General features: G+C 38.7%; 19 protein-coding genes. 11 read left to right on the top strand and 8 right to left on the bottom strand.

Annotation, left to right across the window (positions count from 1 at the left end):
* Positions 1–150: 150 nt before the first annotated feature.
* From MKY76_RS17675 to MKY76_RS17650, 6 genes are all read left to right on the top strand, one after another.
* The gene (locus MKY76_RS17675; RefSeq protein ID WP_066038112.1) at positions 151–1,536 is read left to right on the top strand and encodes an isochorismate synthase; all 1,386 of its coding nucleotides are present in this window, start codon (positions 151–153) and stop codon (positions 1,534–1,536) included.
* A complete protein-coding gene (gene menD, locus MKY76_RS17670; protein ID WP_342556912.1) occupies positions 1,529–3,244 on the top strand; it encodes a 2-succinyl-5-enolpyruvyl-6-hydroxy-3-cyclohexene-1-carboxylic-acid synthase in 1,716 nt (571 codons plus the stop codon). Before MKY76_RS17675 ends, menD begins: the two co-directional genes overlap by 8 nt.
* Positions 3,241–4,050, top strand: a complete 810-nt coding sequence (menH, locus tag MKY76_RS17665; RefSeq protein ID WP_342556911.1) for a 2-succinyl-6-hydroxy-2,4-cyclohexadiene-1-carboxylate synthase — start codon at positions 3,241–3,243, stop codon at positions 4,048–4,050. The genes menD and menH overlap by 4 nt, the downstream gene beginning before the upstream one ends.
* Before the next feature lie 63 nt (positions 4,051–4,113).
* Positions 4,114–4,932, top strand: coding sequence for a 1,4-dihydroxy-2-naphthoyl-CoA synthase (menB, locus tag MKY76_RS17660; RefSeq protein WP_004225917.1), 819 nt, complete (start codon positions 4,114–4,116; stop codon positions 4,930–4,932).
* Positions 4,933–5,169: 237 nt separating this feature from the next.
* A complete protein-coding gene (locus MKY76_RS17655) occupies positions 5,170–6,594 on the top strand; it encodes an o-succinylbenzoate--CoA ligase (RefSeq protein WP_259948583.1) in 1,425 nt (474 codons plus the stop codon).
* Positions 6,595–6,725: 131 nt separating this feature from the next.
* A complete protein-coding gene (locus MKY76_RS17650; protein ID WP_342556910.1) occupies positions 6,726–7,877 on the top strand; it encodes a transglutaminase domain-containing protein in 1,152 nt (383 codons plus the stop codon).
* A 21-nt stretch (positions 7,878–7,898) separates the two neighbouring features.
* On the opposite strand, the gene MKY76_RS17645 is transcribed toward MKY76_RS17650, so the two are convergent.
* The 4 genes from MKY76_RS17645 to ytzI form a co-directional block, all read right to left on the bottom strand.
* Entirely contained in the window at positions 7,899–8,939 is a 1,041-nt protein-coding gene (locus tag MKY76_RS17645; RefSeq protein WP_342556909.1) for a zinc ABC transporter substrate-binding protein, read from the bottom strand.
* A 109-nt stretch (positions 8,940–9,048) separates the two neighbouring features.
* A complete protein-coding gene (gene yidD, locus MKY76_RS17640; RefSeq protein ID WP_016992521.1) occupies positions 9,049–9,282 on the bottom strand; it encodes a membrane protein insertion efficiency factor YidD in 234 nt (77 codons plus the stop codon).
* Positions 9,279–9,440, bottom strand: a complete 162-nt coding sequence (locus MKY76_RS17635; protein WP_004225927.1) for a hypothetical protein — start codon at positions 9,438–9,440, stop codon at positions 9,279–9,281. Before MKY76_RS17635 ends, yidD begins: the two co-directional genes overlap by 4 nt.
* Before the next feature lie 29 nt (positions 9,441–9,469).
* Positions 9,470–9,616 carry a YtzI protein gene (gene ytzI, locus MKY76_RS17630; protein ID WP_004225932.1) on the bottom strand — a complete coding sequence of 49 codons (147 nt, stop codon included), beginning with the start codon at positions 9,614–9,616 and terminating at the stop codon, positions 9,470–9,472.
* Between the two features lie 137 nt (positions 9,617–9,753).
* On the opposite strand from ytzI, the gene MKY76_RS17625 reads away from it, so the two are divergent.
* The gene (locus MKY76_RS17625) at positions 9,754–10,071 is read left to right on the top strand and encodes a hypothetical protein (protein WP_009371464.1); all 318 of its coding nucleotides are present in this window, start codon (positions 9,754–9,756) and stop codon (positions 10,069–10,071) included.
* A 46-nt stretch (positions 10,072–10,117) separates the two neighbouring features.
* On the opposite strand, the gene MKY76_RS17620 is transcribed toward MKY76_RS17625, so the two are convergent.
* The 4 genes from MKY76_RS17620 to MKY76_RS17605 all read right to left on the bottom strand — a co-directional run bounded on the left by MKY76_RS17620 (position 10,118) and on the right by MKY76_RS17605 (position 14,669).
* On the bottom strand, positions 10,118–10,789 hold the full coding sequence (locus MKY76_RS17620) for an AroM family protein (protein ID WP_112116405.1): 672 nt from the start codon (positions 10,787–10,789) through the stop codon (positions 10,118–10,120).
* Positions 10,790–10,794: 5 nt separating this feature from the next.
* Positions 10,795–11,937 (bottom strand): amidohydrolase, encoded by a 1,143-nt coding sequence (locus MKY76_RS17615; RefSeq protein ID WP_257960534.1) that lies wholly within the window; start codon positions 11,935–11,937, stop codon positions 10,795–10,797.
* The gene (locus tag MKY76_RS17610; RefSeq protein WP_313870368.1) at positions 11,934–13,004 is read right to left on the bottom strand and encodes an amidohydrolase family protein; all 1,071 of its coding nucleotides are present in this window, start codon (positions 13,002–13,004) and stop codon (positions 11,934–11,936) included. Before MKY76_RS17610 ends, MKY76_RS17615 begins: the two co-directional genes overlap by 4 nt.
* Before the next feature lie 63 nt (positions 13,005–13,067).
* Positions 13,068–14,669, bottom strand: coding sequence for an ABC transporter substrate-binding protein (locus tag MKY76_RS17605; protein ID WP_313870367.1), 1,602 nt, complete (start codon positions 14,667–14,669; stop codon positions 13,068–13,070).
* A 219-nt stretch (positions 14,670–14,888) separates the two neighbouring features.
* Here MKY76_RS17605 and MKY76_RS17600 point away from each other — a divergent pair, with 219 nt between their 5' ends.
* Genes MKY76_RS17600 through MKY76_RS17585 form a run of 4 tightly spaced genes read left to right on the top strand, consistent with a single transcriptional unit; the run spans position 14,889 to position 18,751 of the window.
* Positions 14,889–15,851, top strand: a complete 963-nt coding sequence (locus MKY76_RS17600; protein WP_004225947.1) for an ABC transporter permease — start codon at positions 14,889–14,891, stop codon at positions 15,849–15,851.
* Between the two features lie 2 nt (positions 15,852–15,853).
* The gene (locus MKY76_RS17595) at positions 15,854–16,720 is read left to right on the top strand and encodes an ABC transporter permease (protein ID WP_004225950.1); all 867 of its coding nucleotides are present in this window, start codon (positions 15,854–15,856) and stop codon (positions 16,718–16,720) included.
* 17 nt (positions 16,721–16,737) lie between these two features.
* A complete protein-coding gene (locus MKY76_RS17590) occupies positions 16,738–17,760 on the top strand; it encodes an ABC transporter ATP-binding protein (protein WP_313870366.1) in 1,023 nt (340 codons plus the stop codon).
* A complete protein-coding gene (locus tag MKY76_RS17585) occupies positions 17,744–18,751 on the top strand; it encodes a dipeptide ABC transporter ATP-binding protein (RefSeq protein ID WP_237898511.1) in 1,008 nt (335 codons plus the stop codon). Before MKY76_RS17590 ends, MKY76_RS17585 begins: the two co-directional genes overlap by 17 nt.
* Positions 18,752–18,784: the final 33 nt, after the last annotated feature.

The raw sequence follows: 18,784 nt of genomic DNA, 5'->3' as shown, positions 1-18,784 counted from the left end.
AAAAAAAGTGATACAATAGAACATGCATTTATGAACTGAAAATAAAAAAGAACAATTAGCAACAGTACGAATAACGTGTTGCCAACTAAAATATGATGTGTTATTTAACCATCATTCATTATGTACATTGCAACAACGGAGGTAATTTTCATGCAACAGAAGTGGTACCAAGCCACAGAAGTAGAAGTGGACTCTTTGGGCCAAAGCCTTCATTTTTATATGGAAACAATTGAAGTAAGTCGTCTATCTGCACTGGCGTTCTATGCAGCTGGCGAGGAATGTTATAAAGGTGAACGATTTTATTGGCAAAATAGAGAAAAAACAATGACATTAGTTGGGCTAGGACATGCTCATACTATTCAAAACAACGCTAAAGAAAACCGCTTTGATGCAGTTGAAGCGGAATGGAAAAACATAACGAAAAACTGTCCAAAAGGTCAACAAGCGTTACAACCAATTTTGTTTGGCGGTTTTACATTTGATCCTCAAAATAATGTAGACGGGGAATGGACGGATTTCCCAGAGGCTTATTTTGCATTAGCAACGTTTCAACTGGTGATACGCGATGATAAAGCATACGTAAGTATTCACCTTTTGACACAAGACCAACAGGCTGAGGATCAGTTCGAAGCGCTAAGAAAAGAGCGCGATCATTTAATCCATGCAGCTCAGGTTAAAGAAGTGAAAACGTATACAAAACCTGAAATCATAAGTTATTTTGAACCATATAAAGAGCCTTATTTAGCCTCAATCGATCAAGTGACAGCATTAATTAAACAGAAAAAGGCAGATAAAGTGGTCATTGCACGATCACTTGCTTTGCAATTTAAAGAGTATGTATCCGCACCACAAGTACTTTCTCAAATTATTCATGAACAACCAGAAAGCTATTTATTTGGTTTAGAGCATAGACATTTATTATTTTTCGGAGCATCACCTGAACGACTTGTGAAAGTAGAAGATGGTCGAGCATTTTCTTCTTGTGTTGCTGGCTCAATTAAACGAGGTAAGACTGCAGAGGAAGATGAGGCTTTTGGACAAAGTTTATTAAATGACCCTAAAAATGGCGGAGAACATCAGTATGTTGTGGATATGATTGCGGAAACATTCCGTAAAAATTGTGTGGACATGACGGTGCCAGATAGACCACGCTTGTTAAAAATACGAGATATTCAACATCTGTATACGCCTGTTGAAGGTCAGTTAAATCAGGATGCAACAATCTTACAATTGACTAAATCATTACATCCAACACCCGCTTTAGGTGGTGTACCACGCAAAGAAGCATTGGCAGCCATCCGTAAATATGAGCCGATGAATCGGGGACTGTATGCTGCGCCAATAGGCTGGCTAGATGCAGAGGGTAACGGTGAGTTTGCAGTTGCCATACGTTCAGCAGCCTTACTAAATGATAAAGCTTATTTATATGCAGGCGGTGGAATCGTCGCAGATTCAGAGCCGCAATCTGAATATGAAGAAACATTAGTAAAATTCCGTCCAATGCTTCGTGCGCTAGGGGGACAATTACATGAGTGAACGAAAAATACTAACAGATTATGTTTATAAAATGGTCGCATCGCTAGTGCAAGCTGGTGTAGAGAATGTTGTCGTTAGTCCAGGCTCACGTTCAACACCGCTTGCTTATGCGGTTGCTTCTACTAAACAAGTAAAAATGTATCGGCAGGTAGACGAGCGCTCAGCAGCATTCTTTGCGCTAGGGCTTGCTAAGGCAACTACTAGGCCTGTGGTTCTTTTATGTACATCTGGTACAGCAGCAGCTAACTATTTTCCTGCGATTGTGGAGGCAAGCTATGCACGTGTACCATTAATCATTATAACAGCTGATCGCCCACATGAATTACGTGAGGTAGGCGCCCCACAGGCTATCAACCAACCCAATTTATATGGTTCACATGTAAAGTGGAGTGTTGATTTTCCGTTAGCAGATGGTGCTGAACCAACATTGCCTTTTATTGAGCGTCATCTTGCTCGTGCGGTAGCCATTGCCATGAGCGCACCTTTTGGACCAGTCCATATTAATGTACCTTTCCGTGAACCACTATTAATTGATTTACAGCAGGAGCTACCAGCAGTGACGTTTAAGCACAGCAGTATGGGACAATTAACCCCAACACGCGGGGATCAACAGGAACTATCCTCTATTATACAATCAACTAAAAGAGGTTTTATGATCATTGGTGAGTTAGCTCTTGGTACAGAATTATCCATAGTTTGGGAATTTGTACGTCAGCTGAAGTGGCCTGTCATTGTTGAAAGTTTATCGAATATGCGTACATCCGTACCAGAGGATTGTTTACCATTTATCGTGACAACCTATGATGCCATTATGAAGAGTGATGACTTCAAAGCACTGGTACAACCAGATACAGTAATCCGAATAGGGGCACAACCAGTTTCGAAGTTTATAATGCAATTTATTACAAAGTCACGCCCAAATGCGTATGTGATTATCGATGAAGACCCTATGTTTAGAGATGCTACAGGCGTATCTACGCATTTTATTCATGCGAATGTCGATCAGTGGCTAACAGAATTAGCTATCACTGAAACGGCTATCGAGGAAACATACTTAGTCGAATGGCAAAAAGCAAATCAGCTTGCTTCTATGTTAATTGAACAATACGCAGAGGTAGAAAAAGATGAAGGGGCTATAGTCAGTCGTTTACTCAAAATGATTCCTGACGGTAGTGATATTTTCGTTAGCAGTAGTATGCCAGTACGAGATATTGATACATTTTTATTGGCTACACCGAAAGATCTACGTGTTTTTGCCAATCGAGGAACGAACGGGATTGATGGTGTCGTATCAACAGCAATCGGTTTCAGTCAGGGAAATAATCGAGAAAGTTATTTACTGATTGGTGATTTAGCCTTTTTACATGATGTGAATGGACTCATTGCTTCCAGATATCAGGAATGTAACTTAACGATTATTGTGATGAATAATGATGGTGGTGGTATTTTTTCCTATTTACCACAGTCAACTGTTGAAGATCACTATGAGGATTTATTTGGCACACCAACAGCCCTTGAATTCCGTGACATTGCACATATGTATGATATGGACTATGTACGTGTCGAAACAATATCGGAGCTTTCTGAGAAATTTTCAACATGTAAAAACCATTCTTTACGATTAGTTGAAATATTTACAGATAGAACCGAGAATGTGAATGCACATCGAGGTCTATGGAATCGAATTAATGCGGAGTTAAAAGCATGACAAAGTGGATGATTCGTGGTCTTGAAACCCATGTCGATATATGGAATGAAAACGGTGAAGATACAGTCGTTGCCTTACATGGATTTACTGGTAGCTCAGCAACATGGCATAATCTAGCACAAGCTCTACCTCATGTGCGTGTTATTGCCGTTGATTTAATCGGACATGGTCAAACAGCTATTCCACAGCACGTAAAGCGTTTTTCTATGGAGGAGCAATTACAGGATTTAGAAGAACTATTTTGCCAGCTTCATTTAGAGAAATTTACGCTGTTGGGCTATTCAATGGGTGGAAGAATCGCTTTATCCTATGCCATTTCGTATCCAGCTCGTATACATCAGCTCATTTTAGAAAGTGCATCTCCTGGCTTGCGAACAATGGAAGAGCAAAATGAACGTTGTAAGCGAGATGAAGCACTAGCGCAAAAAATAATGACGAATGGTGTACTGTCCTTTGTCAATGCTTGGGAAAGCATACCGCTTTTTGCTTCACAGCAACGTCTACCTAAAACTGTAAGAGAAACTATTCGAGAAGAGCGACTATCACAGAAAGAAGAGGGACTTGCTGGTAGCTTGAGAGGTATCGGGACAGGCGTTCAACCTTCAAATTGGGATAGATTGTCGCAACTAGAAATACCTGTCCTGTTAATTACAGGTTCATTGGATGAGAAATATTGTAAAATTGCACTAGAAATGAAAGCGCTATTAAATACTGTTAAGCATTTAACAGTAAATGACGCTGGACATGCAATTCATGTGGAAAATCCCGCTGAGTTTGCTACAATAGTAGAGGAGTATTTAACGTAATATACGATTACGTTAGCGCCTCGCTAGAAACGAGACGAATTTAATGATATAGGAGGCAATTCAATGACACGTCAATGGACAACATTACATACTTATGAAGATATTAAGTATGAGTTCTATAACGGTATCGCAAAAATTACGATTAACCGTCCAGAAGTGCGTAATGCATTCCGCCCAAAAACGGTAATGGAAATGATTGACGCATTCTCACGTGCACGCGATGATAAAAATATCGGTGTTATTATTCTAACTGGTGAAGGTGAACATGCTTTCTGCTCAGGCGGAGACCAAAAAGTTCGCGGTCACGGTGGCTACGTAGGAGAAGATGAAATTCCACGTCTAAACGTTCTTGATTTACAACGTTTAATCCGTGTAATTCCAAAACCTGTAGTAGCAATGGTAGCTGGCTACGCAATTGGTGGAGGTCACGTTTTACATGTTGTCTGTGACTTAACAATTGCAGCTGACAATGCTCGCTTTGGACAAACTGGACCAAAAGTAGGTTCATTCGATGCTGGTTATGGCTCAGGCTATCTTGCTCGTATTATTGGTCATAAAAAGGCACGCGAAATTTGGTACCTATGCCGTCAGTACGATGCACAACAAGCACTTGATATGGGCTTAGTCAATACAGTTGTGCCTTATGCGCAATTGGAAGATGAGACAGTTCAATGGTGTGAAGAAATGCTTCAAATGTCACCAACTGCACTACGCTTCTTAAAAGCAGCGATGAATGCAGATACAGATGGTTTAGCAGGTCTTCAACAAATGGCTGGAGACGCTACACTTCTTTACTATACAACTGATGAAGCAAAAGAAGGCCGCGATGCATTCAAAGAAAAACGTCAACCAGATTTCGGTCAATTCCCAAGATTCCCTTGATTAGTATGGGGTTTAAAGCTCGTATCTTTTGAGATACGAGCTTTTTATATGTCTTGAACAGATTGAAGATAAAAATAGGGGATAGAAGTGGCTAATAGGTGGATAAAACTCTCAAAGTAGCGGATAGAACTCAAGAGGTGAAGGATAGAGGTATTCACTAAAAAGCTAGATACTACATGGATAATAGACAAACTAGATGGGAAAGCGTTAAGATGTAGGGTGATTGGAGTGACAAAGATGTATCCTAACTGGATTTTACAAAGAGCTTATTTAACACCTTTCCGTAAGGCACTTACTTTTAAAAAGCAAAGCTGGACTTTTCAAGAATTGAATGATGAATCAATAAAACGTGCTCGACAATTAGTGACACTCGGTATTCAACAGGGTGATCGAATTGCTATTATGGGGCCAAGTAAGCCTGAGCTTGTAATCATGATGTATGCCTGCATGCATCTGCAATGTGAAATGGTGATGCTTAATCGTAGACTATCACAGGATGAGCTGGCTTATCAGCTAGAGGATTCAGAGGCTGTATCGGTATTAGTTGCCGATGAGGATGTAGAAAAGCTACCATCTGAAACAACCTATCATTTATTTTCAGCAATTGAAAAGGGTGCAGAGGGTGCAGTAGATATTGTCAAGGAATGGCCTCTTCATCAAACAACAACTATTATGTATACGTCTGGTACAACCGGCTTCCCAAAAGGGGTTCGCCAAACAGTTGGAAATCATCAGGCTAGTGCCACTGCCTCCGTTTTAAATATTGGGCTACAGGCTCAGGACGTTTGGCTATGCGCGGTCCCTTTATTCCATATTAGTGGGTTCTCCATTTTAGTGCGTTCACTGCTATATGGAAATCAAATCTTTTTATATGAGCAATTTGATGTGGAATCTATCGCACAAAATATTATGGATGGGGATGTCACCCATATGTCTGTTGTAGCGGTGACCTTGGAACGAATTCTACATACGCTAGAGCAACGCAATGCGAAAGCGTCATCTTATTTTAAGTTAATGTTAGCTGGAGGTGGACCTGTTCCCGTTGATTATTTAGCGAGAGCACATGCGTTAAATTTAGCTGTCGCACAAACGTATGGGATGACAGAAACCTCCTCACAAACAGCCACATTGGCAAGTGAAGATGCTATGAGGAAAATTGGTTCTGCTGGAAAGCCTTTATTTTTTAATCAAATAATGATTGCTGAGCCAAATGCTAAAGGTGAAGGGGAAATTTGCATACGAGGTCCTCATGTCACACCTGGCTATATTGGACGTTTTGCACAAAAAAATGCAACGAAGGCTGGCTGGCTTCATACAGGTGATATTGGTTATGTGGATGAAGAGGGTTATTTATTCGTCATTGATCGAAGGGCAGATTTAATCATTTCAGGGGGAGAAAATATTTATCCTGCAGAAATAGAAAATGTACTACTCACACACCCAGCTGTCAAAGAGGCGGGTGTATGCGGTATGCCTGATGAACAATGGGGTCAGGTACCCATTGCATTTATCGTGTTAAATGAGCAGGTATCTGTTGAGCAACTAAAGGCCTTTTGTTTACAGAAACTTGCTAAATATAAAGTGCCTAAAGAAATGATTATTACAGAAAGTCTTCCGCGCAATGGTGCGGATAAGTTGTTGAGACGGAAATTATTACAATAAAAACTTCGTGAAAGAAGTCTTCTAAAAAGGAAGGCTTCTTTTTTATTTGAACTTTTAGCATGAAATTAATCATTTATTAACATAATAAAAAAAGAGAGGCATAAACTATTTAGTAAAGGAGAATGACTCATATGAGGAAATATATATATAATGTTGTCATTATATTATTTGTTCTACAAATGAGTCATGTGCAAGTATTTGCAAACTATGAAAAAGAAGATGTAGCAACAGCTCATTCAATTGAAACACTACAATCTCTCATTAATAAAGAAGTTATGCATCTATCATCCGAATTCTCGATTCGTTATACTGGTGACTTAGCCGAGATAAAAGATGAACTAACAGAAATTACTAAAAATGCAATTGAAAACTCTTATATTTATACTAATATTTCAAGTTTCCAATGGAAGTACGAAGGTTATAGCAATAATATTGTCATTGCCTTTGCATTTACGTACCATCTATCACAAACAGAGGCGTTATTTGTCGAGCAAACTTTGGAAAATATTATTGCACCTATGCATGGATTAAGTGACATAGAAAAACTACAGGCTGCACATGATTTTATTGTATTGTCCGCGGAATACTCTAAGGAAACAGAAGGAAGTCAATATTCTCCATATACATTATTAACGGAGAATAAGGGCGTCTGTCAGGCATATGCTTTAGTGCTATATCGAATGTTAGAAATGCTGGGTTTTGAGGTACAATATGTACCAGGAAAAGTAGGAGAACAGCTACATGCCTGGGTATTAGTGAAACTTGATCATGCTTGGTATCATATTGATGTGACATGGGATGACCCTTTGCCTGATCGTAAAGGAGAAGTTCGCTATCAATATTTTTTAGTGTCGGATCGCCAATTAGCACAAGATCATACATGGGATTATGCAAGTTTCCCTGCTGCAACAAGCGAAAAATATATAGATTTACAGGAAGAAACAAAAAGACAAAGTTTAGCGTCACCTATACAACATCAATTGAATGAAATTATGGGGTTATCAATCATCGGAGAAAATCGGTTAGCCGTACAACAATTAGTGGAGCAGCCGATGAAGCTTGTTACTCAAAAAACAAATAAACAAGACAATTTAGTTCAGTTTAACTTTACTGAGTGGCCACCGATGCTAGTAGAAAGTAGTATAATGGCTTTTGTTGTCCTTCAGCCAAAAGCTAAGCAAGTGACTAAGCAAAATACAATGAAGTGGCTAGGGTCTTTTTATCGAACGGAAAAACGGATGCCACAAGAAAAATACGTCATAATAAAGGAGGTGTCCCAATAGAGGGGCACCTCCTTGCTCATATTATTGAACGCTTAAAGCTTTTTCTAATGTTTGAATATTTTTTTGCATCAATGTGAAATAGGTTTCTTTATTTTTTTCATCATCAGCTGTTAATACGCTTAAATTATGCAAGACAAGAGATTCTGCACCAACTTCTTTTTGAATAATCTCTGCTAATTTGGAAGAGACATTTTGCTCAAATAAAATATAGTGAATGTGCAATTCATTTGCTTTGTCTACAATCTTTGTTAATTCCTTTTGAGATGGCTCATTTTGTGAATTCAAGCCAGCAATCGGCACTTGAGTTAAGCCGTATTGACCAGCAATATAGCCAAATGCAGCATGGGATACAAAGAATGTTTTATTTTGTGCTTTGTCAGTCATTGCTTCGAAATCTTGATCTAAATCCTGTAATTCTTTTACTAAGGCATCATAATTTGTGTTAAAAGTTGCCTCCTGAGCTGGCATTTTTTCAACTAGTGTGTTTTTGATAGCCAGTGCTAAGTCTTGACTAATTGTAGGAGATAACCAAACATGCGGATCGATATCGCCATGCTCATGCTCCTCATGTCCATGTTCTTCACCTTCATGTTCATGCTCTTCCTCGGTTGTACCGTGCTCATGCTCATCATGAGCGTCTGCTTCATGTTCTTCCTCTTCTGCATGAACATGTCCTGTGCTTACAGCTAATTTATCATCTGAAACGTCATCAGCAGTTGCCACCATTGTGACATCTTCGTTCGCTAGAGTTTTTTTAGCGTTTTCTACAAAGCCTTCAAGTCCTAAGCCAATATAGAAAAAGATATCAGCATCTGCTAATTTCATCATATCTTTTTGAGTTGGCTCGAAGGTGTGTTCATTCGCACCAGCTGGGTAAATTGAAGCTACTTCAACATAATCTCCACCAATGCGCTGTGCAAAATAGCTTAATGGATAAACCGTTGTATAAATACTTAATTTATCTTTTTCCTCAGTCTTTTGGGATGTGGACGATTTGTCTCCACAAGCGGCAGTAAATAAAGCAAGAACTGCGACTAACAATAATACAGATAGTTTTTTCATATAAGTAAGATACCTCTCTTAAATAGTAATCATTACGATTTGTTTTTTAGAACAGTTATTATGATAACGCACAACTTAAAAAAGTACAAGAAAAAAATGCCCTCCGAAATTAATTCTTTTTCGAAGGCCATTTTTCAGGCACAGGATCAAAGCCACCAGGATGAAATGGATGGCATTTGGATATACGTGTAATGGTTAAGAGGAAGCCTTTGAATGCACCGTGCTTTTGAAAAGCTTCGAGCCCATAAGAAGAACAGGTAGGATGAAAACGACAAGTAGGTGGCGTCATAGGTGAAATAAACTTTCTATAAAACTGGATGAGCCAAATAAAGGGGTATTTCATCGTTGCTCTTCCTTTTGCTGAGACGTATGTTGTTCAGGCTTTGGATCAATTGTTTGTGTAAAAATATTATTTTTTTTCTTCATAATGATAATGACAGAAACACCAAACATTAGCATCATCATCGCAATCATAATGATAATTGGTAAAGGTACGCCCATTTCTTTCACTCCAAATTCAGTAATGGTATTTAATTTTCCTCTTGATGATAGTTTTGCTTCGGTTTTTCATCAACGGTATGTTTAAAGGCATAGGCACGGTTGACACTGATAATTGTCGCAATGGTGATTAAAATAACGATGATAACTGCGACTATTAAGAGCGTAGTTAAACTCATAGTATTCACTCCGTTCTTTATTCATCATACCTATTATAAATTATCTGGTCCTATTAATTGTGAAGGAAGTTTGACATAAAAGCGAATAAAACCCCACCTATCACTCCATACTATGGAAAAAGGAGTGAATCGTAAAGATGGATCGTCAGCGCGTATATTTTTCACTTGCCAATAGAACGTATTATACCAACCCATATGCAGGGCCTTGGAATTTCGAACTCAATGTAGATCGACAAGCATTAGATGTATTTGAGAGAATCTTTCAGCAAATGCAACTGTTAGAAATTTCGAATGCATGGCGTGCACAGTTACCGTATATACAGTATCACCAAGACAGAGAAAATGATGAAATAGATAAAAGATTAATGAAAATCTATGCACTTGTTCATGAATATGGAGATGATGATACGAAGGCATTCGTTGAGCAGCTTCCTTATTTCAACAAACGTGTCTAGCGAATAGGGGAAAAGGTCACTGAATCAGAAGTGACCTTTTCTTCTATTAACAAATGGCTTTTAAAATTGTAAAAACCGCTTCTCGAGGGACGATGATGGGGATAGTGAGTTGATCTTTAATCATGTTTTTCATTGTTGTGGAATAGCCCATACAATCAAGAATAAGCAAATCGGCTCCTTGCTCTTCTAATTGTTGTGCTTTTGACAATAAATGTTGGTTATCAAAGTGGTATGGGGAGCTTGCTGAAAAAGTTACATCGAACTGTGCTTTTTGCCATTTCTCTGCAACCGTTCGATGTTGTTCGGGTTCGGGGCCTATTAAACCAATGGCTAATTCTGTATGTAAGCCCTTCACTAAATTAGTCATCATACGATCAGGTAGTAAAAGATTTTTATAGGATAATTTATTCGTAAAATCTCCTGTACACATAAGTAGTATCCAAGTGAATTCATGTAGATCATCAATGCAACTTTGAATATAAGGCATGAGCTTTTGTTTACTGAGCTTTACTTGTCGACCATTGGTAAGAAGTGTCACTAAAACATCTGAGTCCTCAAGAGAAGGCGAAAGTGTAGCAATTTCCTCTGAGGATAGTAAATCAAGTACACCGAATTCATGAACATCTAAACCTGCTTCTCTTAATTGCTGTATATCCTCTGCCATATCTTTACGAGGTGCCTGACCAATTGTTACAACGGCAATTTTCGAATGTTGCATTGCGCTCACTCCGCTTCGTAATATTTTTGTCCATTTACATAAGTTTGTAAAACCTTTGCTTCTGTTTCAAAAATAGGGTGCGACCAAACAACAAAATCAGCATCTTTGCCTTCCTCAAGGCTCCCAATGCGGTGATCAAGCTGTACAAGCTTAGCTGCATTGATCGTAATACTTTTGAGGGCTGTGTCTTCATCTAAACCATAACGAATCGCTTCTGTGGCACAATACTTTAAGTATTGAATTGGTACAAATGGATGATCTGTCATGATAGCAAATGGAATATTATGTTCTTTAAAAACGGCAGCAATTGCTGGTGTAGAATGACGCGTTTCGTATTTAGATGGCGTTAACATATAGGGCCCAAGCGTTGCATGGAATCCACTTTCTTTAACGGCATCCACAATGAGATAGCCTTCTGTGCAGTGCTCTAAATGAAGCTTCACATTAAATTCTTTGGCAATTCTAATTGCTGTCATAATGTCATCTGCTCTATGGCAGTGAAGGCGAAGTGGCATGTCGCCTCGAAGTACCTCAATAAACGGGCGTAACTCAGCATTTTCTTTAATTTGCTCAGTTTGTTGTTGTTCATTGAGTTGACTTGCACGTTGGAAACCATCTCGTAAAAGCTGTGCAATGGCCATACGAGTCATCGGCTTGCGCTTATACTGATTGCCAAAGACGTTTTTCGGATTTTCCCCTAGGGCCCCCTTTAAACCGCTCCGCTCTACTAAAACACGAGAGGAAAGGGTAGGTCCTGCTGTTTTAAGAATGCTCCAAATACCACCAATGACATTGGCACTACCTGGCCCAGTTTGCACAGTGGTTACGCCCCCTTCTAACGCATGTTGAAAGGAAAAGTGTCGGATATCTACACTATCTAAAGCGTGCATAAGAGGTGTAAAGGGTTCGCTATATTCATTGGCATCATTAATGTCTTCAGTGACTTCAGCCCATGTTCCGACATGTGCATGAATATCAATTAACCCTGGTGTAACATAAGCTCCCTGTAGATCAACTAGCTCTGCTTGTGGGGGAAATTCTTTGGCTGGTCCAATATAGACAATACGCCCATCTTCGATCCATAACTGTTCACAAGTATCGTTCTGCTCATTGACTGTAAGAAACTTTGCATGATGATAAATAATCATTGTGTAAACCCTTCTTCCCGTGCATAAACTTTTGTTCCTTTAATATAGGTTGCGACAACCTGGGCATCTAAATTTAATGGATGCTTATCCCAAATAACAAAATCAGCAAGAAGACCATCACGAATAGCACCTGTTAGATGGGCAATCCCTAGAAAATTTGCAGCCCCCGTTGTCAGAGCATATAGCACGTCCTGGCGTGCCATACCTTCTCTTACAGCTAAGCATCCTTCTAATGTTAGATGCGAGGTGCTGCTAACAGGATGATCCGTACAAAAAACGAATGGAATACTATGCTTATACAATTGATGATACAGTTTGGGTGATAGTGCCATCATCTCATTGTGCTCAATATATCGAAATGTAGGACCAGCTATAACCGTATTAAAGGATGTTTCATGAAGGAATGTAATTTCAGTGCCATGGATAATATGAAAATCAAAAATTGACCCAAATTCTTGTTGAAGGCGGCTAATGAATTCAAGATCAACGGCTTTGTGCGCTCGAATAACGATTTTCGTAATGGACGGCTCCTGTTGCTGAATTTGTTGTAATGTTTCTCTTAAAATTTTGGCGATGCCCATACGAGTGAGTGGTTTTTTCTTTTCTGCGAAAAATGTACTTTTTGCCTGATGTCCAATAGAGAAGGAATAAGCCACATCTTTTGAAATAACCATTTCATCAACCGTTGTATGTGTATGGTGAATAATAGCCGTTTTTGCACCTATCAAGCTTTTAGGAGAGGGAACAATATGAGATGCAGTCACCCCATGAGAAACAGCTTTTTGAAAAGCAGTATCAAATGGGTATATGCCATCAACTACAGAGTATTGCAAATGTGAGTCAAATTCATAGCTATCATCACCTTCCCAACGAATCCCTATTTCAGCTAGACCGATTTGTGAGCAGCTATCGATAAAACCTGGTGTAATATAGTAGCCATCTAAATCCAACTCTGTTTCAGGTGAATGAGTAGTGGGTTCAAAGTATTGCCCTTGCACTTGAAAAGATTGCTTATTAAAGCTACGAGTCTCAGAATTAAAAACAAGTCCATTTATATAGCGTGTCATCGGGTCAAATCTCTCCTTATGAAGAGAAAAGCGGAGACTGCTATCTCCACTTTTCAAGTTTAATTATTTAGTAATGGATACGTTTGTACCATTTGGATGCACAATTTGTACGGAGTTATCAGCAGAAACCTCAAAGCCCTGTACTTTTTTGTTTACACCTGCAACCGTTTGTGTTGCCTCTAATTCAATACGTGGAACATCCGCTAAAATCAGCTTTAATGCCTCTTGGTATAATTTTGCACGTTCTTCTTGCACTACTGTTTCTGATACGGCGCGTTCTAATAATTTATCTACTTCTGGATTGCTGTAGCCTTTACCATTTCCTAACGCACCAATTTGATTTGTGTGGAATAATTGATAAAGGAAGAAATAAGGATCTGGGTACCAAGTCCAGCCACCAATATTCATTGGAGCATTACCCTTTGCCACAGTATCACTGTAAGTACCCCATTCAAGCACTTTTATTTCCACATCAATATTTAAGTTCTTCTTTAACTGACTTTGGAAAATCGTTGCGTAAGGAACACGTGCTTCTGATACGAAAATCTCTGTCTTGAAGCCATCAGCGTAACCAGCCTCTGCTAGTAATTTTTTTGCTTCTTCTGGATTATATTTTGGTACCATATCAACTAACGATTTATCATATCCCCATGAACCAGGTGGTAATGGTAAATAAGAAACATCGCCGCCACCCCATTGGTTAACGCCAGAAATAATTTCCTCTACATTTGTTGCCATATAAATCGCTTCACGAACGCGTTTGTCAGCAGTTGGACCTACTTTGTTATTAAGATCAAGATAAACAATCGATAGACCTGGATTTGTTAAAAGCTCAAGGTTACTATCTTGGTTGATGATTTCTCGGTTTTGACCTTTAACGTCCATGGCAATATCAATATCACCAGAACGTAATGCATTTGTCATCATATTTTGATCGGAGATAAACTTCATTGTTAAATTATCGACATTTGGCTTATCGCCCCAGTAATTATCGTGACGAACTAATTTTACTTCTTGGTCTTTTTTCCATTCTGTTAGTTGGAATGGACCTGTACCAACAAAGTGTTCAGAAAAATTATCGCCCCATCCTTCAACTTCTTCTTTTGGAATAATAATATTCCCTGCATCCGTTAGCATTGCAAGTAGGGCAGCATTTGGTGTAGCTAAGTGAATCTCTACTTCATAATCCGATAACACTTTCACTTCTGTTACACCACTTAAACGATTCATAGCAGATTCTTTAGCAGAGCGTTCTAAAGAGTATTTCACATCTTCAGCTGTCATTTCACGGCCATCCTGATACTGACCTTTTTGGAATTTAACACCTTCGCGTAATTTGAATGTGTAGACTAACATATCCTCTGATACATTCCATTCAGTTGCTAACGAAGGGATGATATCAGATAGATCTTTGTTATAAACAACTAACGTATCACCCATTTGGCGCATCACCTGTGATTCATAAACCCCTGTATATTTGATAGGATCAAATGTTTTTGCATTGGCTGACAGACCAATATTTAATGTGCCTCCAGAAGTAGCTTCTCCCTCTTTTTCATCCGTTGAAGTACTTTTCTCAGTGTTTCCACCACAAGCAGCTAAAACACCAATTAGTAAAGTTAAAAAGAGTAGTAGTAAAGACTTTCTTACGTTTAATTTCTTCATATGCACTAGCCTCCTTAGTTTTTGTTTCACAATATGAACCGTTGATTCAAAAATGGTAGGTTCGAGATTAAAATTAGCACACTTGTAAATAGAAAGTAAATATAAAATTACAAAGATTCAGAAAAAAATATATTTACAAACAATTAATGAGTGGTGTACTATGTGATTATTCACAATATGAACCACTGATTCTAATAATGAAAAGGAGGTCTTGCTAAGATGGGCTCATTTATTTTAAAAAGATTAGTTAACCTCATCCCGACACTGCTAGTAGTAGGAATTATCGTCTTTATTATTACGCGAATGATTCCTGGTGACCCGGCTTCAGTCATGCTTGGACCACAAGCGAGTGTAGAAGATGTAGAGAATTTAAGAGAAGAGCTAGGATTAAATAAATCCATGCCTTCGCAATTTATTTCATATGTAGGAGATCTAGCACAGTTAAATTTAGGATATTCCTATTCTTATAGTGAGTCTGTCATCGGACTTATTCTCGAAAGGTTCCCTAATACAGTGATATTGGCATTGGCAGCGCTGTTAATAGCAGTCGTGATTGGCATCCCAGCAGGAATATTTGCAGCGAGAAAGCAAAATACCATCATTGATTATGTTGTAATGCTTGTGTCATTAGTTGGTGTATCTATGCCAATTTTCTGGTTGGGCATCATGCTTGTCTTATTCTTTAGTGTTAACCTTGGTTGGTTCCCAGCAACTGGGATGGGGAATATCAGCGATGGCCTATGGACCTATTTGAAGCATTTAATTTTGCCAGCATTTGCTTTAGCAACGATTCCAATGGCGACATTTGCACGGATTACCCGTTCAAGTATGTTAGAGGTTATTTCGCAAGATTATATTAAAACAGCTCGTTCTAAAGGTATTAAAGAATATTTAGTAATTGGTAAACATGCATTTAAGAATGCGCTAACACCGATTTTAACCGTGTTAGGAATGCAAATTTCTAATTTACTGGGCGGAGCGGTTTTAACAGAAACAATTTTTAGTTGGCCTGGGATGGGTCGATTAATTGTAGATGCCATTGATAAACGTGACTTTGTAGTCGTCCAAGGTACTGTTATTTTCATTGCGTTTATCTTTGTGCTTGTTAACTTAGTAGTCGATGTACTTTATAAAGTGGTCAATCCTAAGGTCAATTTAGAATCGGATGGGGGGAAAAAATAACAATGACTCAAGCAATCGTCCAAGAAACGAAAAAAAGAAATACGTTATTGCGCAAGTTGCTAAAAAATAAATTAGCGACAATTGGATTAATCATTGTCACTTTAATGGGTATTGTTGCTATTTTTGCCCCATTGATTGCTACCCATCCACCGAATGAAATGATTGTCGGTAAATCGTTTTTACCGATGAATACAGAAGGACATTTATTAGGAACAGATAACTATGGTCGTGATCTGTTTAGTCGCTTAGTTTACGGTACACGAATCTCAATGATTGTTGGGATTGCGGCGGTGCTATTTGGTGCTGTGTTTGGCACACTGCTAGGCTTAGTGGCAGGATATTTTGGTGGACGCATTGATTCCATTATTATGCGCACAATGGATGGTCTTTTCGCATTCCCATTTATATTACTAGCTATTACATTAATGACGGTATTAGGGCAAGGACTTGTCAATGTTATTGTTGCGATTGGTATTGCTAATATTCCAGGTTTCGCACGACTTGTTCGAGGACAGGTGTTAAGTGTAAAAGAGGAAGAATTCGTTGAAGTAACGCATTCTTTAGGTGCTACACATACGAGGATCATTTTTAGCCATATATTACCGAACTGTTTAGCCCCTTTAATTGTCTATGGAACGATGAGTACAGCTGGCGCTATTATTTCAGAAGCTGCCCTTAGCTTTTTAGGATTAGGCGTTCAACCACCGACAGCTTCATGGGGCAGTATTTTAAAAGATGGCAAAGACTTTTTAGTATTAAATCCCCAAATGGCGACATTTTCAGGCATTTGTATTTTATTAACAGTTCTTGGAATTAACCTATTAGGGGATGGATTACGCGATGCATTAGATCCGAAAATGAAAGTTTAATGGAAGGGGGTGGAGTCATGACTGAACGTTTACTAGATGTAGAAAACTTAACAGTAGAATTTAAAAGTGGCGGCTCTACAATGAAAGCTGTTAATGGAGTAAATTTACAATTAAATAAGAAGGAAACACTAGGTATTGTGGGAGAGTCAGGATCAGGAAAAAGTGTTACAGCCACTGCTCTCATGCGTTTAATTCCATCTCCGCCAGGAAAAATAACGAATGGAAAAATTCTATTTAATGGCCGCGATTTAATCGAAATTTCTGAAAGGGAAATGCGCAATGTGCGAGGCAATGACATCTCAATGATTTTCCAAGATCCAATTACAAGTTTGAATCCTGTCTTAACAGTGGGCAATCAAATTATTGAAGTCATCCAAGCACATGAAACAATATCGAAGAAAGATGCCGCTATCAAAGCCGTCGATATGTTAAAAATGGTTGGGATTCCTGAGCCAGAGAAACGATTAAAAATGTATCCTCACGAATTTTCAGGTGGAATGCGTCAGCGTGTCATGATTGCTATTGCCCTAGCTTGTAACCCGAAACTACTCATTGCTGATGAGCCAACAACTGCACTAGATGTAACTGTACAAGCTCAAATTCTTGATTTAATGAAAAAATTACAACAAGAACATGATACAGCCATCATTATGATTACGCACGATTTAGGTGTAGTTTGGGAGCTATGTGACAAAGTAAATGTTATGTATGCAGGTCGTACAGTAGAGTCTACTACAACAAAACAGCTCTATGAAAAACCTTTACATCCCTATACGTGGGGATTATTAGAGTCTCAAATTACAATGGGGACACAAGAGCAACAAAGGCTGCCGGCTATTCCTGGTAGTCCACCAGATTTATCAATGCCACATAGTGGCTGTCACTTCTCAGCACGATGTCCTTTAGCGACAGATATTTGTCGTAGTACTGTGCCTGATTTAGTGGAAGTACAGGACAACCATTTTGTAGCCTGCCATTTACAAGCAAAAGATCAAATTGTCCCTAGGAAGGAGGGAATTTTTAATGCAACAGTACAATGAACTTGTCTTAAAGGTAAGTAATTTAAAAAAGCATTTTCCCATTAAAAGTTCAATTCCTTTTAAAAAACCAACACAATTTGTGAAGGCGGTAGATGGTGTAAGTTTTGAGTTATATAAAGGTGAGACACTGGGGATTGTGGGAGAGTCGGGGTGTGGTAAATCAACGGTTGCCCGTTTAATCAACCAGCTAATTTCACCAACAGAGGGAATAGTTGAATTTAAGGGAACGGATTTAGCAAGCTTAAATTCAAAAGATATCCGCTCTGCTCGAAAATCCATCCAAATGGTTTTCCAAAATCCTTATGCATCACTCGATCCTCGTAAAACGATTGAATATCTTATTGCTGAGCCATTAGTGATCCATGGGATTGGTGATGAGGCATCCCGTAAAAAGCGAGTGGTTGAATTACTTGAAACAGTCGGATTAAGTGCATACCATGCAAAGCGCCATCCACATGAATTTTCTGGTGGACAAAGACAACGTATAAATATTGCTCGGGCTCTTGCACTGAATCCAGATATTGTGGTGTGTGATGAACCTGTTTCCGCATTAGATGTCTCTGTACAGGCTCAAGTTATCAATCTATTAAAAGATTTACAGAAAGAATTCGGCTTAACCTATATTTTTATTTCACATGATTTGAATGTGGTGAACTACATGTGTGATCGTATTGCTGTCATGTATTTAGGAAAAATAGTGGAAATTGGCACATACAAGGAAATTTATGAGAACCCTCAGCATCCTTATACCCAAGCCTTGTTATCGGCCATACCTAAGGAAAATCCTTTTGATAAAAAGGACCGTATTATTTTATCTGGCGATGTTCCAAGCCCGGTTAATCCCCCTAGTGGCTGTGCATTCCATAAGCGTTGTCGTTTTGCTACAGAAAAATGTGCAGAGGTCCAACCGACACTTGATACAGTATCAGCTACACATCAAGTATCGTGTCATTTATTTAAGTCGATACAGCAAGAAGTATCATCAATTTAACGAAAGATAAAATTTATTGAAGCAGAAAAAGGA

The organism is Lysinibacillus sp. FSL P4-0201 (genome assembly GCF_038593425.1).
Taxonomy (GTDB): Bacteria; Bacillota; Bacilli; order Bacillales_A; family Planococcaceae; genus Lysinibacillus; species Lysinibacillus capsici.
The sequence above is the reverse complement of the archived record's forward strand: the minus strand, read 5'-3'. Positions and strand labels throughout refer to the sequence as shown.

Bases quoted from the DNA above. Each gene is read 5' to 3' on its own strand.
- menD (WP_342556912.1), top strand. From the start codon at position 1,529: ATGAGTGAACGAAAAATACTAACAGATTATGTTTATAAAATGGTCGCA.
- MKY76_RS17590 (WP_313870366.1), top strand. From the start codon at position 16,738: ATGACTGAACGTTTACTAGATGTAGAAAACTTAACAGTAGAATTTAAA.
- MKY76_RS17620 (WP_112116405.1), bottom strand. From the start codon at position 10,789: ATGCAACATTCGAAAATTGCCGTTGTAACAATTGGTCAGGCACCTCGT.
- ytzI (WP_004225932.1), bottom strand. From the start codon at position 9,616: ATGAGTTTAACTACGCTCTTAATAGTCGCAGTTATCATCGTTATTTTA.
- MKY76_RS17610 (WP_313870368.1), bottom strand. From the start codon at position 13,004: ATGACACGCTATATAAATGGACTTGTTTTTAATTCTGAGACTCGTAGC.
- menB (WP_004225917.1), top strand. From the start codon at position 4,114: ATGACACGTCAATGGACAACATTACATACTTATGAAGATATTAAGTAT.
- MKY76_RS17625 (WP_009371464.1), top strand. From the start codon at position 9,754: ATGGATCGTCAGCGCGTATATTTTTCACTTGCCAATAGAACGTATTAT.
- MKY76_RS17600 (WP_004225947.1), top strand. From the start codon at position 14,889: ATGGGCTCATTTATTTTAAAAAGATTAGTTAACCTCATCCCGACACTG.
- MKY76_RS17615 (WP_257960534.1), bottom strand. From the start codon at position 11,937: ATGATTATTTATCATCATGCAAAGTTTCTTACAGTCAATGAGCAGAAC.
- MKY76_RS17595 (WP_004225950.1), top strand. From the start codon at position 15,854: ATGACTCAAGCAATCGTCCAAGAAACGAAAAAAAGAAATACGTTATTG.
- menH (WP_342556911.1), top strand. From the start codon at position 3,241: ATGACAAAGTGGATGATTCGTGGTCTTGAAACCCATGTCGATATATGG.
- MKY76_RS17675 (WP_066038112.1), top strand. From the start codon at position 151: ATGCAACAGAAGTGGTACCAAGCCACAGAAGTAGAAGTGGACTCTTTG.
- MKY76_RS17650 (WP_342556910.1), top strand. From the start codon at position 6,726: ATGAGGAAATATATATATAATGTTGTCATTATATTATTTGTTCTACAA.
- MKY76_RS17605 (WP_313870367.1), bottom strand. From the start codon at position 14,669: ATGAAGAAATTAAACGTAAGAAAGTCTTTACTACTACTCTTTTTAACT.
- MKY76_RS17655 (WP_259948583.1), top strand. From the start codon at position 5,170: ATGTATCCTAACTGGATTTTACAAAGAGCTTATTTAACACCTTTCCGT.
- yidD (WP_016992521.1), bottom strand. From the start codon at position 9,282: ATGAAATACCCCTTTATTTGGCTCATCCAGTTTTATAGAAAGTTTATT.
- MKY76_RS17635 (WP_004225927.1), bottom strand. From the start codon at position 9,440: ATGGGCGTACCTTTACCAATTATCATTATGATTGCGATGATGATGCTA.
- MKY76_RS17585 (WP_237898511.1), top strand. From the start codon at position 17,744: ATGCAACAGTACAATGAACTTGTCTTAAAGGTAAGTAATTTAAAAAAG.
- MKY76_RS17645 (WP_342556909.1), bottom strand. From the start codon at position 8,939: ATGAAAAAACTATCTGTATTATTGTTAGTCGCAGTTCTTGCTTTATTT.